The sequence below is a fragment of the Pseudomonas sp. DSP3-2-3 genome (assembly GCF_049898225.1).
Classification (GTDB): Bacteria; Pseudomonadota; Gammaproteobacteria; order Pseudomonadales; family Pseudomonadaceae; genus Aquipseudomonas.
This window is the reverse complement of sequence record NZ_JAFCXH010000002.1, coordinates 178,494-191,343: the sequence shown is the minus strand read 5'-3', so window position 1 is coordinate 191,343 and position 12,850 is coordinate 178,494. Positions and strand designations below refer to the sequence as shown.

The 12,850-nt window shown below is 58.3% G+C and carries 12 protein-coding genes; 5 read left to right on the top strand and 7 right to left on the bottom strand.

The features are described 5' to 3' along the window. The 3 genes from mupP to ACP7E4_RS03710 all read left to right on the top strand — a co-directional run bounded on the left by mupP (position 1) and on the right by ACP7E4_RS03710 (position 2,747). Positions 1-672, top strand: a complete 672-nt coding sequence (mupP, locus tag ACP7E4_RS03720) for an N-acetylmuramic acid 6-phosphate phosphatase MupP (protein WP_426111764.1) — start codon at positions 1-3, stop codon at positions 670-672. Between the two features lie 160 nt (positions 673-832). Further along, positions 833-1,573 (top strand): YciK family oxidoreductase, encoded by a 741-nt coding sequence (locus ACP7E4_RS03715; protein WP_426111766.1) that lies wholly within the window; start codon positions 833-835, stop codon positions 1,571-1,573. Between the two features lie 232 nt (positions 1,574-1,805). Further along, positions 1,806-2,747 (top strand): GGDEF domain-containing protein, encoded by a 942-nt coding sequence (locus ACP7E4_RS03710; RefSeq protein WP_426111768.1) that lies wholly within the window; start codon positions 1,806-1,808, stop codon positions 2,745-2,747. 3 nt (positions 2,748-2,750) lie between these two features. On the opposite strand, the gene ACP7E4_RS03705 is transcribed toward ACP7E4_RS03710, so the two are convergent. From ACP7E4_RS03705 to ACP7E4_RS03675, 7 genes are all read right to left on the bottom strand, one after another. After that, positions 2,751-3,536 (bottom strand): TenA family transcriptional regulator, encoded by a 786-nt coding sequence (locus tag ACP7E4_RS03705; protein ID WP_426111770.1) that lies wholly within the window; start codon positions 3,534-3,536, stop codon positions 2,751-2,753. Positions 3,537-3,574: 38 nt separating this feature from the next. Then, positions 3,575-6,037, bottom strand: coding sequence for an EAL domain-containing protein (locus tag ACP7E4_RS03700; protein WP_426111772.1), 2,463 nt, complete (start codon positions 6,035-6,037; stop codon positions 3,575-3,577). A 233-nt stretch (positions 6,038-6,270) separates the two neighbouring features. Beyond that, the gene (locus tag ACP7E4_RS03695) at positions 6,271-8,091 is read right to left on the bottom strand and encodes an ABC transporter ATP-binding protein (RefSeq protein ID WP_426111774.1); all 1,821 of its coding nucleotides are present in this window, start codon (positions 8,089-8,091) and stop codon (positions 6,271-6,273) included. Then, positions 8,084-8,686: a DsbA family protein gene (locus ACP7E4_RS03690; RefSeq protein ID WP_426112066.1), complete on the bottom strand. Its 603-nt coding sequence runs from the start codon at positions 8,684-8,686 to the stop codon at positions 8,084-8,086. Before ACP7E4_RS03690 ends, ACP7E4_RS03695 begins: the two co-directional genes overlap by 8 nt. Before the next feature lie 36 nt (positions 8,687-8,722). Then, the gene (locus tag ACP7E4_RS03685; RefSeq protein WP_426111776.1) at positions 8,723-9,676 is read right to left on the bottom strand and encodes a rhodanese-related sulfurtransferase; all 954 of its coding nucleotides are present in this window, start codon (positions 9,674-9,676) and stop codon (positions 8,723-8,725) included. 136 nt (positions 9,677-9,812) lie between these two features. Then, on the bottom strand, positions 9,813-10,106 hold the full coding sequence (locus ACP7E4_RS03680; protein WP_020289173.1) for a BolA family protein: 294 nt from the start codon (positions 10,104-10,106) through the stop codon (positions 9,813-9,815). Positions 10,107-10,130: 24 nt separating this feature from the next. Next, positions 10,131-10,655 (bottom strand): DUF2059 domain-containing protein, encoded by a 525-nt coding sequence (locus ACP7E4_RS03675; protein WP_426111778.1) that lies wholly within the window; start codon positions 10,653-10,655, stop codon positions 10,131-10,133. Between the two features lie 178 nt (positions 10,656-10,833). Here ACP7E4_RS03675 and ACP7E4_RS03670 point away from each other — a divergent pair, with 178 nt between their 5' ends. Continuing rightward, complete coding sequence (locus tag ACP7E4_RS03670) at positions 10,834-12,228, top strand: class II fumarate hydratase (protein ID WP_426111780.1); 1,395 nt, start codon at positions 10,834-10,836, stop codon at positions 12,226-12,228. Then, positions 12,221-12,835, top strand: coding sequence for an NAD(P)H-dependent oxidoreductase (locus tag ACP7E4_RS03665; RefSeq protein WP_426111782.1), 615 nt, complete (start codon positions 12,221-12,223; stop codon positions 12,833-12,835). Before ACP7E4_RS03670 ends, ACP7E4_RS03665 begins: the two co-directional genes overlap by 8 nt. Positions 12,836-12,850 lie beyond the last annotated feature (15 nt).

The window sequence follows — 12,850 nt, the reverse complement described above, 5'->3', positions numbered from 1 at the left end:
ATGCGCTTGAGAGCGGTTCTATTCGACATGGACGGCACCCTGCTCGACACCGCTCCGGACTTCATCGCCATCTGTCAGGCGATGTTGGCGGAACGCGGCCTGCCGGCGGTAGACGACAAGCTGATCCGTGACGAGGTTTCCGGCGGCGCCAAGGCGATGGTCGCGGCGACGTTTGCCCTTTCGCCCAACGCCGAAGAGTTCGAGGCCCTGCGCCTGGAGTTCCTTGAGCGTTATCAACGCGACTGTGCGGTCCACAGCAAACTGTTCGATGGCATGGGCGAACTGTTGGCGGATATCGAGAAAGCCAATCTGATCTGGGGCGTGGTCACCAACAAACCGGTGCGCTTCGCCCAGCCGATCATGGAACAGCTCGGGCTGGCGGAACGCTCGGCGCTGCTGATCTGCCCGGATCACGTCACCCATAGCAAACCGCACCCGGAACCGCTGATCCTGGCCTGCAAGATGCTCGACCTGGACCCGGCCAGCGTGCTGTTTGTCGGTGATGACCTGCGTGACATCGAATCTGGTCGCGATGCTGGCACCAGGACCGCCGCCGTGCGCTACGGCTATATCCATCCACACGACAATCCCGATCATTGGGGTGCGGATGTGGTGGTCGATCATCCGCTGGACCTGCGCAAGGTGCTGGATAACGCGTTGTGCGGGTGCTGACACGCGAGCTGTAGGAGCAAGCCTGGTGGGAGCGAGCTTGCTCGCGAAGGCGCCGGGACATTCGACACGTTTTGAAGCTCCGGCGCGGCTTTCGCGAGCAAGCTCGCTCCCACAAAAAGCTCGCTCACGCCTTTCCAGGATAATTCTCAAGAGGTAACCCATGTTCGATTACACCCCTCGTCCTGACCTGCTGACTGGTCGGATAATTCTGGTTACCGGTGCCGGCCGCGGCATTGGTGCTGCGGCTGCGAAAACCTACGCGGCCCACGGCGCGACCGTGTTGCTGCTGGGCAAGACCGAAGCCAATCTGACCCAGGTCTATGACGAGATCGAAGCGGCTGGCCACCCTCAGCCGGTGGTGATCCCGTTCAACCTGGAAACCGCACTGCCCCATCAATACGATGAACTGGCGGCGATGATCGAAACTGAATTCGGTCACCTGGACGGCCTGCTGCACAATGCGTCGATCATCGGCCCGCGCACCCCGCTGGAGCAACTGTCCGGCGAGAACTTCATGCGCGTCATGCAGATCAACGTCAACGCGATGTTCATGCTGACCAGCACGCTGTTGCCGCTGCTCAAGCTGTCGACGGATGCATCGGTGGTATTCACTTCCAGCAGCGTCGGACGCAAGGGTCGCGCTTACTGGGGCGCTTATGGCGTATCCAAGTTCGCCACCGAAGGCCTGATGCAGACCCTCGCCGACGAACTCGACACCGTCGCGGCGGTTCGCTCCAACAGCATCAACCCCGGCGCTACCCGTACCAGCATGCGCGCCCATGCCTATCCTGCTGAAAACCCGCTGAACAACCCGACGCCGGAGGAAATCATGCCGGTCTACCTGTACCTGATGGGCCCCGACAGCACAGGGGTTAACGGGCAGGCGTACAACGCTCAATAAGTGGCTTGATCAACAATGGATAAGGCATTTGCCACGGTGCAAAACACCGTCGGCGAATGCAGTCAATTAACTGGCTCATTCTTTCTGTCATTTAACTGTCGCCCGACGACCCGCTTTTGGCAATTCGGTTCAATATCTATCTGAACTCAAAGTCATATATATAAATGAACTAGATGGCACAAGTTTCGCTCTAATCGAGCCAAGCCAGCAATATGTGCTGAGGAGTGAGACCATGATTTCTCCTACCCAGACCAACAATACCAACGCTATTGATTTCGACGCCGCCAAATTGCAACGACTGGGTTTTTGTAATAGGCAAAGTCAACACATCGTACCGCCGCCTGTCGACTTGTCCCAGTTGATACAGCAACTCGGCCTGCATTTACAGACCAGCCTGGAAGTGGAACGGGTTCTCTCGATCTTTTTTCAAGGCGTGCAGCGCTGGATGTCCCTCAGTGCGCTGACTTATGACCACCGTGATAGCGATTTGCATCTACAGCTCGGCGAGCGCTCGCATCACAGCGTGAACTACAGCCTGAGTAACGAAGGCGAATACCTGGGAACCCTGCTTTTCCAGCGTAACCAACGGTTTACCGAGCAAGAGCTCACGGACCTTGAGTCGCTGCTGGCCTGCCTGCTGTTCCCGATGCGCAATGCCCTGCTTTACCGCTCGGCGACGCAGAGTGCCCTGCGCGATCCATTGACTGGAGCGGGCAATCGCATCGCGATGGACCAGACCCTGTCCCGGGAAATCGAAGTCGCCCGTCGTCACATGCAGCCGTTGTCGCTGCTAATGCTCGACATCGACCACTTCAAACAGGTCAACGATACCTATGGGCATTCCTCGGGCGATGAAGTGCTCAAGGCTATTTCCCTGGCAATCAAGGGACAGCTGCGCAATATCGACCGGGTGTTTCGTTATGGCGGTGAAGAGTTTTTGATCGTGCTGTCGAACACCGGACGCGAATCTGCGGCAATGATCGGTGAGCGCCTGCGTAAAGCCGCACATGACCTGATCTATCCGATTCTGGACCATCCGCTGGAGCTCACCGTCAGCCTCGGCTGCTCGACGCTGCTGCCAGCGGAGTCCGCTGACAGCCTGTTGCGGCGTGCCGATGCCGCGCTCTATGTCGCAAAGCGCGAAGGCCGTAATCGACTGGCCATGGCAAGTTAATCCTCAGCTTTCAAGCTCGGCCGCCCGCGTGCGATGCGTAGCCGTCTTGTCCAGTTGCATGCAGTGCTCCAGAAACAGGAACATATAGTCATAGCTTTTGGTGACCGCCTGCCGCAATTCAGCCTGCAAGTGTTGACTCGGATCGTTACCCGCCAGGGTACAGATGATTTCCAGCGCTTCCCACGGATGTGAATCATCGTATTGCGCATGCATCTTCAGCCACTTCATGGCCCGCTTTCTTGATTCTTCCGGAAACGACTCCGCGTATTCGCCGCTGGAACACACCACTGCCGACCATTCCCCCGTCGCCCCCTCGATGGCGTAGTTAGTGGCCGCGATAGCCACAATCAGCGAATCGGCCGAGCTGGTATGCCAGCACCAATGACTCAATGCATGTAAATGCGGTGATACCCGCTGCGCTTTCAGGTCGTCCAGCGAAACACCATGAGCCTCGCTCCAGTGGATCCAGTAATCCGCATGATTGAGCTCCACCCGGATATTACGCATCAGCCAGCGCCGCGCCATGTCTTCACCGGGATGACGGGCGAAGCGGGTCTTGGCAAGATTGTTGGCCATATAAACTGCGAACTGTTCAACTACCGGCCAGCCGCCAATCAAGTACTGGCGCATGATCTTCGGACTAAGCTGCCCGTCACGCATGCGTTGATAAAGCTCATGTTCAACGACTTTCGCCTTGGCATTGCTGCAATCCTGGATTAGCCGCTGCGCCCAAACTGGATAACTACTGGCTTCCATAAGCGGACCGTTTCTGCTGAAAGCTTCGATCACTGTGTGGCTCCTTTTGTAGGTGTAGGTTTCAGTATTGGTCAGCGAAATATGCCTGGCGTGCTGAATAGCATTGTCTTGGTCCGCACGGCGCGGGGCCGCAGACTTTCACACGTAAACAATGCGGGACGCTCGATCAGAAATCCTTGAGCAAAGTCCACTCCAATTTCCCGCAATGCCTCTTCGATTTCCGGAGTCTCGACAAATTCGGCAATGGTGCGCTTGCCCATGACATGACCGATATGATTGATCACTTCGACCATAGCTCTATTAATGGGATTGTCGAGCATGTCTTTGACAAAACTTCCGTCGATCTTCAAAAAGTCCACGGGCAAGTGTTTGAGGTATGCAAACGACGACATACCGGCGCAGAAATCATCCAGAGAAAACTGGCATCCCAGGCTTTTCAATTCATTGATAAATCGAATGGCGCTTCCCAGGTTGGCAATGGCATTGGTTTCGGTGATTTCGAAGCAAATCGATGAAGGCGCGATCTCGTAGGTGAGAAATTGCAGCTTGAGGTATTCGAGGAACGCATCGTCGCCAATACTGGAACCGGACAGGTTGATCGCACAGACCACCAGCGGCCCGCTGTAACTTTTATCCTCCGCACATTGCGCAATGATTTTAAAGACGTTCTGCACCACCCAGCGATCCAGCGTGGTCATCAAGCCATAGCGCTCAGCAGCGGGGATAAAACTGTCGGGCTGGATCATCCGCCCGGACTCGTCACGTAACCGCAACAGGATCTCGATATGTCCTGCTTGTCCGCCGCCATGGCTGATGTCGGAGATTTCCTGGGCATACAGGCAGAAACGGTTTTCTTCCAGAGCCAGATGCAGGCGCTGGATCCAGGCCATCTCGCCGAAGCGCACGGATACCTCGGAATCGTCGGCGTGATAGACCTGTACGCGGTTGCGGCCCTTTTCCTTGGCCATATAACACGCCATGTCAGCAGCGCGCAGCGAAGCTTCAAGGGTGGTCGGGACATGGGAAATATGCACCAGGCCGATGCTGACGGTGGTGACAAAGGGCCGGCCTTTCCAGACGAAATGCAGGCTTTGCACACTCTGACGCAGGGTTTCGGCAATCTTTTCCGCCAGTAGCGGCGGGCAGTCTTCCAGTAATATGCCGAACTCATCGCCACCCAATCTGGCCAGGGTGTCGCCTTCACGAATGCCTTGCTGCAACAACGCGCAGATGTGCCGCAACAGCTCATCACCCGCCGCATGCCCGCTGGTGTCGTTCACCAGTTTGAATTGATCAAGATCCAGGTACATCACCGAGTGTCGATTCGGCTGGCGGGTCAGACCGATCAGCGCTAGGTCCAGACGCTGCTCGAACTCGCGTCGATTGGCGAGGCCGGTCAACGCATCGTGGGTCGCCTGCCAGGACAGGTTGGCGATGTATTGATGCTCTTGCGTCATGTCGTGCAGCACCAGCACGGTACCGCTGATCTTGCCATCGGTCTGGATCGGTGAGCCCACCAGAGCGACCGAGACGATGCTGCCATCAAGCCGCTGAATCAATTTGGAATGTTCGCTGCCGCCTCTCAATTTGCCGCTGAGGATGCGCTCAATCAGGCTGTGGCTGTCCTTCTGATCGTTTTCGTCAAGCAGGCTGAATAGCGCAGCCAGAGGCAATCCGCTGGCCTGGCCATTTTTCCAGTGCGTCAGGCTTTCAGCTGCGGGGTTCATATAGACGATCGAACCTTCGACGTCTGTGGTGATGACCCCTTCGCCAATGGATTCCAGGGTGATTTGCGCCCGCTCCTTCTCGACCTGCAACGCATCGGCAAAGGCGTGGCGTTGGGCGAGCAGTTTGTGGGTGCGCAACAACGCCAGCATCACCAGGACCACGGCGGTTGCCAGGTTGACGATCAATAACAGTCGCAGAATGCTCCTCGAGCCAGCGCCCAGGGCGTCGCTGAAGGCTTTCGCCGTTGGCGTCACGTCTTCATTGATCGTATTGATCTCGGCACGCCATCGGCCTGCATCACCGTAAGTGGCTTCTCCGGAGTTGATACGCTCGTGCATCTGGCGCGCAATATCATCCAGCCGCATCAAGTACTCGTCGCCCTGGACCCACAGATCCACGGCCTTTTGCATATAGCCATAGTGCTGAAAATGCAGGTACAGCCAGATGACCCCGGAAACATCATCGGGATGATTGCCGCCCTGCAGGATGCCTTGCCGCGCAAGATCGAGTGCCGGCTCAGGCTGGTCCAGCGCCATTCGCGCCAGATGGCCGCCTTTGGGCACCGCGATAGCTTGTTGATAGCGCAGATAATCGAGTTCGTCGCGGCTGTTGGCGTAAAGACTCAGGTAATGGATGGCGTCCTTTTGCCCTTTCGACCAGAGGCTTTCGCCGGCGACATAGCTGCGCACGGCTGACAGCGTGTACAAGCTGACGCACCCAAGCAAAGCCTGGAATAGCGCAACAGCAATAAATGGCCAAACAACGCCCAGCAGACGGGGCTTTTCGAGAATCCGCTTTTGCCTCATGGTTTCCCTTTCATAAGCGTTAGCGTTGCCAGATGCTCAACAAGCGGCCTGATCAATTTCATCCTTGCCTCAGACTAGGCTAATTCCATGAAAAGGTCGGGGGATTTTCTCAAGCTTGAAACAGGCTGGCGTTGCGGCGTCATCATGACACCGCGCCTATAAGAAGACGGATCAGAAGAAAGTTAGTTCTCGGTATTTCGGGAAAATTCCGCGCACTTCTGAGGCAGCGACCGTCAGATATGTTGCAGATGGCCGTAAAGCTTGGCATAGAGCCCGCCATCGGCGATCAACTGCTGGTGATCACCCTCTTCGGCAATTCTCCCGCCATCGAATACCAGCACCCGATCCGCCTGCTTAACCGCCGACAGACGGTGCGCAATGATCAGCGTCGTGCGTCCGTTAAGGAAGCGCGACAGGGCTTGATGCAAGCTGTATTCGGTAGCGGCATCCAGCGCCGATGTGGCTTCGTCGAGGATCACCACCTTGGGGTCGGACAACACCATTCTGGCGATGGCCAATCGCTGGCGCTGCCCGCCGGACAAACGCACGCCGGAACGCCCGACAATACTGTCCAGTCCATCGGGGAAGGCGCGAATCGTCGGCGCCAGTTGCGCAATCTCCAGGGCCCGCCAGCACGCTTCGTCGCTCCGTTCACGGCCCATGCTCAGATTGGCGCGCACCGTGTCGTTGAACAGCGCCGGATGTTGCAGCACCACCGAGACATTTTCCCGGACGGTCTCCAGACCCATTTCCTCCAGGCTTGCCCCACCAAAGCGGACAGTCCCGGATTGCGCGGTATACAGACCCAGCAGCAGTTGCACCAGCGTGCTTTTCCCGCCGCCACTGGCACCCACGATGGCGACTTTCTCCCCAGGGGCGATGGTCAGGTTCAGCTGATCCAGAACGTTCTCTTCGCCATAAGCGAAACTCAGGCCGCGAATTTCGATGCCGACGGTTTCCTGCCCTGCAAACGGATCGGCACCGCCCGGATATTGCGGCTCGTCAGCGCGGGCCAGCAGCTCGTTGATCCGGGTCAGCGCGCCGCCAGCGGCGTACCAGGCGTATTGCAGATTCAATAATTGCTCGACCGGACCGATCATGAACCACAGGTAACTGAATACCGCGAGCATCTGCCCGATGGACAGGTCGGAAAACAATACGGTGAGCATCGCCGCCGCACGAAAGATATCGATGCCGAATTGAAACAGCAGCCCGCTGGCACGACTCGACGCATCGCTTTTCCATTGCGAGGCGATGGCGTAATCGCGAACTTCCTGAGCGCGCAGCCCAAGCCGCCCGAGAAAGTAGCCCTGACGATTGCCGGCGCGGACTTCCTGGATCGAGTCCAGGGTTTCAGTCAGGGCCTGGGTAAAGCGCGAGGTGCTGTCGTTTTCCTGCTTCTTCAGATGCTTGACCCGCTTGCCCAGCTTGACCGTGGCATAAATCACCAGCGGGTTGAACAGCATGATCAACAGGGCAAGCTTCCAGTGCATCCACACCAGAATCCCGGCGGTTCCGGCCAGGGTCAGCATGGCAACCAGAAACCGGCTGAGTGTGTCGCCGATGAATTTGTCCACGGTGTCGAGGTCGGTGACCAGATGCGTGGTAACGGTGCCGCCGCCGAGGCTTTCATATTCGCCCAGCGATATTCGTTTGAGACGCTCGATAAGCCGGATGCGCACCCGGTAGACGATGTCTTTGGACAACCGGGCGAAAAGCCGGGCCTGAATGACGTTGAACACCAGCGCACCCAGGCGCAGGCACACCGTGGCGAGCAACATCAGGCCGATATAACCGACCGAGGTTTGCAGGCTGTCGGGCAGAAAGTGGTTCATGAACGTGAGCGCGCTGGCGCCGTGTCCGAGCAATACCTCGTCCACCAGCAACGGCAGCAGCAATGGAATCGGCACGCTGCACAAGGTCGCCAGCACGGCGACACCATTGGCGATCCACAAGGCTTTTTTATGGCGCACTGCCAGACGTCGAATTTCTGCCCAGCTCAGTCGATCGATGCGCCCGGACGGATCGCTCCCGCCTTGATCAGGTTCATGCACTGGCGGCACGCTCCAGCCATCGACCCAGCAGCGGCGAGAGATCCTCCAGGGATTGATAACCATTGGTCAGCAACGCCAACTGACCGTTGCGTTCAGCCAGCAAGGTCGGAAACCCGGCGATACCCAAATCCTGCACCCAGGCAAAATCAGCAGCCGTCGCGGCATGTTGCTCAGTGCTGTCGAACGCCTCGGCGAATTCAATGCGGGGCAGACCCGCCTGCTCGGCCAGTTCGGTGAGCAACGCCGCCTGGGTCACATCGCGCCCATCAAGATAGAACGCTTGTTGAATGAGTCTGACCAACTGCCACGCGCTGTCCGGATCGAGGCTGCGCGCGGCCACCACCGCCCGACAGGCGGGCTCGGTATCGTAGACAAAACCATCGGGCAACGCATCGTCAAAACGGAAGGCTTGCCCGGTGGTTTCCGCCACCGCTTGCCAGTGCTCAAGGATGTAACGTCGGGTCGTCGGCTCAAGTGCAGCGCCGCTGCCGGTGCGCAAGCCGCCCATCACCAGCTGCAAAGTCATGCCGCCCGCCTGCGCTTGCTCCACCAACGCCTTGGCCACGTCGGCAAAGCCCCAGCACCAGGAACACATCGGGTCCATTACATAGAGCAGGCGAGCAGACATGGATCAAGCCTCGGTTGGCAAACGATAGTTACGGCCGATAGGGTGTGGCTGATTACGCTGCTTCGCCAGTTCGATCTGCTTCTGCCGATCAATGGCGCTGCGGCGGGTTTTCTCGCTCAGCGTGTCCCAGCAATGCGGGCAGCTGATGCCAGGCGTGTAATGCTCGCTGGCGCGGTCCTCGGCATTGATCGGCGTGCGGCAGGCGTGACATTGATCGTAGTCGCCTTCGGTCAGGTCATGGCGCACGGTGACGCGATTATCGAAAACGAAACATTCACCACGCCACAGGCTTTCTTCCTGAGGCACTTGTTCCAGATACTTGAGGATCCCGCCCTTGAGGTGGAAGACCTCGCCGTAACCTTCGCCGAGCATGAAACTCGAAGCCTTTTCACAGCGGATACCGCCAGTGCAGAACATGGCGACTTTCTTGTGCACCGCCGGGTCGAAGTGTTCCTTGATGTACTCGGGAAACTCGCGAAAGCTGGTGGTCTTCGGGTCGATGGCACCTTCGAAGGTGCCGATGGACACTTCGTAATCGTTGCGGGTGTCGATCACCAGCACTTCCGGATCACTGATGATCGCGTTCCAGTCCTGCGGATCGACATAGGTGCCCACGGATTTATTCGGGTCAACGCCTTCGACGCCCAGGGTGACAATCTCTTTCTTGAGCTTGACCTTGGTGCGGTAGAAGGGTTGCTCGTCGCAATACGACTCTTTGTGGTCGATGTCGTCCATGCGCGGATCGTTCTTCAGCCAGGCCATCAGCCCGTCGATACCTTCGCGGCTACCGGAGACGGTGCCATTGATGCCTTCTTCGGCGATCAGCAGCGTGCCTTTGATGCCATTGTCGACCATCGCCTGCAGCAGCGGTTCGCGCAGGGCAACGTAGTCGCTGAGCGTGACAAACTTGTATAGCGCGGCCACGACGATCGGTTGAGTCATCGGCTTTTGTGTCATGTGTTTCTCCAGGTGGCGACCCTCGCAAAGGGCCTACCGGATCAGAATTCAGAATGAAAAACGCGCCGACAGAGCGGCGCGTTGCGGATTCTAGCAAAAATCAGGGTTAATCCGATAACCCCCTTTCAGACGACAGTCAATGACCACCCGCACAGGTCGGCGAGGCAGGCGCGGCACCGGTCTTAGCCCATTCTTCGGGGGTAAAGGTGTGCAACGCCAACGCGTGGAACTCACCCATCAGACCGCCCAGAATGCCGTAGACCTTCTGATGACGCTTGACGGCGTTGAGCCCTTCGAATTGCTCGCTGACAATAATCGCCTTGTAGTGAGTCTGCTCACCGCGACTGTGCATGTGGCTCTCGTCGAGCACTTGCAGGTGCAGTGGCTGAAACACGGCCAGTGCCGATTCGATACGCTTTTGCATGGTCATGACAGGTCTCGCCCGATCAGTCGGTTAAGGCTTTTGGGCTGGAGCAGGAGCTGCCTTGGCAGGTTCCAGTTCCGCAGTCATGTCAGCCAGCAGTTTGTTGACGACAGGTACCGCGCTTTCCAGTTTGCTCTGGGTCAGCTGAGCCGATTGCTGAGTCATCTCAGGCATTTTGGTCAGCACTTTCTTGCCCAGTGGAGACTGGTAGAACGCAACCAGATCCTTCAACTCGCTTTCGGTGAAATTGGCGGTGTAGAGCTTGATCATGTCGGGTTTCAGCTTGTTCCAGCCGATCGCCTGATCCAGCGCTGCGTTGGCTTTGGCCTGATAGGTTTCAAGCAACGCTTTTTTCGCTTCAGGGGCTTTGGTTTCGGCAAAGCGCTGAGCAAACATCTGTTGCACTTGCATGTAGACCGGGGTGCCCAGCTTGTCAGCATGAGCCAGCTTGAGGAACGTTTCGGCACTGGCGTTATGGCTGGCGGTATCGGCAAGAACCTGGCCGCTGGCACAAACCAGTACAACCGCGGTACAGATGGCACGAAGACGGGTCATCGAGTTTCCTTTCTAGCAGGCGAGGCAATACCTCAAGGCCGACCATTCTGCGCCCATGTCCGCTTTTGGCTCAACCCCTGACGCGCCGAGCGGTTAAAAACGCTAATTAGGGAACCCAATATGGATAGCAAAGCCTAAACTTCGCATTGATGCGCACTGAACTTTGAGGAGTGAACCCGTGAGTCGTACTGAAACTGACAGCCTTGGCCCGATCGAAGTCCCCGATGACGCCTACTGGGGAGCACAGACTCAACGTTCGCTGATCAACTTTGCCATTGGCGATCAGCGTATGCCCTTGCCGGTGCTGCACGCCCTGGCGCTGATCAAGAAGGCTGCGGCCCGGGTCAACGACCGCAACGGCGATTTGCCCGCCGACATTGCCCGGCTGATCGAGCAGTCCGCCAATGAAGTACTGGGCGGCGAGCACGACAGCCAGTTCCCTCTGGTGGTCTGGCAAACCGGCTCTGGCACGCAGAGCAACATGAACGTCAACGAAGTGATTGCCGGGCGCGCCAATGAACTGGCCGGGCAAGGCCGTGGCGGCAAGACCCCGGTACACCCCAACGATCACGTCAACCGCTCGCAAAGCTCCAACGATTGCTTCCCGACCGCGATGCACATCGCTGCCGCCCAGGCGGTTAAAGAGCAGCTTTTGCCAGCAATCGCCGAGCTGTCCAACGGCATTGCCGAGCAGTCGGCACGGCATATGAAACTGGTCAAGACCGGCCGCACGCACATGATGGACGCGACGCCGATCACCTTTGGCCAGGAGCTTTCCGCGTATGTCGCGCAGCTGGATTATGCCGAGAAAGCGATTCGCGCCACCCTGCCCGCCGTCTATGAACTGGCCCAGGGCGGCACGGCGGTCGGCACGGGCCTGAATTCACCTCACGGTTTCGCCGAGGCAGTCGCCGCTGAACTGGCGGCATTGTCCGGCCTGCCCTTCGTGACCGCGCCCAACAAGTTTGCCGCGCTGGCTGGCCATGAGCCGCTGACGGCGTTGTCCGGCGCCTTGAAAACCCTCGCCGTGACCTTGATGAAAATCGCCAATGACCTGCGCCTGCTGGGCTCCGGTCCGCGTGCCGGCCTGGCTGAAGTCAGACTCCCAGCCAACGAGCCCGGCAGCTCGATCATGCCCGGCAAGGTCAACCCGACTCAGTGCGAAGCGCTGTCGATGCTGGCCTGCCAGGTCATGGGCAACGACGTCACCATCGGTTTCGCCGCGAGCCAGGGCCACTTGCAGCTGAACGTCTACAAGCCGGTGATCATTCACAACCTGCTGCAATCGATACGCCTGCTCGGCGACGGCTGCAGCAACTTCAACGAACACTGCATCGCCGGCATGGAACCCGACGCCGAAAAAATGGCTGAACACCTGGAACGCGGCCTGATGCTGGTGACGGCGCTCAACCCGCATATCGGCTATGACAAATCCGCCCATATCGCCAAGAAGGCCTACAGTGAAGGGCTGACGTTGCGCGAGGCTGCGCTGGCCCTGGGTTATCTGACCGATGCCGAGTTCGATGCCTGGGTCCGCCCGGAAAAAATGCTTGAGGCTGGCAGCAATGGTTGATCCGAAAAGCGGCGCGACACCCCTGGAAGGGTATGGCAAACGCATCCTGATGATTTTCGGTACGCCGAAATCTGCAAGCTTCGGGCACGCGCTGGGCGAGGCTTATGCCCTGGGCGCGCGCAGCGAAGGCCACGTGGTGCGGATGCTCAAGCTGGGAGAACTGGACTTCGACCCCGTGCTGCATAACGGTTACGAACAAAGCCAGAACCTGGAGCACGATCTGCTCGAAGCCCAACGGGAAATCCATTGGGCCGAGCATCTGGTGTTCGTCTACCCGGTCTGGTGGGGCGGATTGCCCAGCGTGCTCAGCGGGTTTCTCGACCGGGTATTGATGCCCGGTTTCGCCTTCAAGACCCACGGTCGCAAGCACATTTCCAACGAACTGCTCAGGGGCCGCACGGCTGAGCTGTTGGTGACCATGGACACCCCACCGCGCTATTTTCGCTGGGTATACGGCGCACCGGCGCACCGGCAGATGGTACGCACCGTGCTGGCGTTCTGCGGGATCAAGACCAAGCGCCTGACTGAATTCGCCCCAGTCCGCATCTCGTCCGAAGAGCAGCGCCAGCAATGGCTGCGCAAGGCCGAAATGCTCGGGCGCAAGTAGCCCCGATCTACATCA

Excerpts from the sequence above, each read along its gene's own strand:
- ACP7E4_RS03690 (WP_426112066.1), bottom strand. The coding sequence starts at position 8,686 with ATGTGTTCCTGGTGCTGGGGCTTTGCCGACGTGGCCAAGGCGTTGGTG.
- ACP7E4_RS03675 (WP_426111778.1), bottom strand. The coding sequence starts at position 10,655 with ATGACCCGTCTTCGTGCCATCTGTACCGCGGTTGTACTGGTTTGTGCC.
- ACP7E4_RS03680 (WP_020289173.1), bottom strand. The coding sequence starts at position 10,106 with ATGACCATGCAAAAGCGTATCGAATCGGCACTGGCCGTGTTTCAGCCA.
- ACP7E4_RS03700 (WP_426111772.1), bottom strand. The coding sequence starts at position 6,037 with ATGAGGCAAAAGCGGATTCTCGAAAAGCCCCGTCTGCTGGGCGTTGTT.
- ACP7E4_RS03710 (WP_426111768.1), top strand. The coding sequence starts at position 1,806 with ATGATTTCTCCTACCCAGACCAACAATACCAACGCTATTGATTTCGAC.
- ACP7E4_RS03685 (WP_426111776.1), bottom strand. The coding sequence starts at position 9,676 with ATGACACAAAAGCCGATGACTCAACCGATCGTCGTGGCCGCGCTATAC.
- mupP (WP_426111764.1), top strand. The coding sequence starts at position 1 with ATGCGCTTGAGAGCGGTTCTATTCGACATGGACGGCACCCTGCTCGAC.
- ACP7E4_RS03665 (WP_426111782.1), top strand. The coding sequence starts at position 12,221 with ATGGTTGATCCGAAAAGCGGCGCGACACCCCTGGAAGGGTATGGCAAA.
- ACP7E4_RS03715 (WP_426111766.1), top strand. The coding sequence starts at position 833 with ATGTTCGATTACACCCCTCGTCCTGACCTGCTGACTGGTCGGATAATT.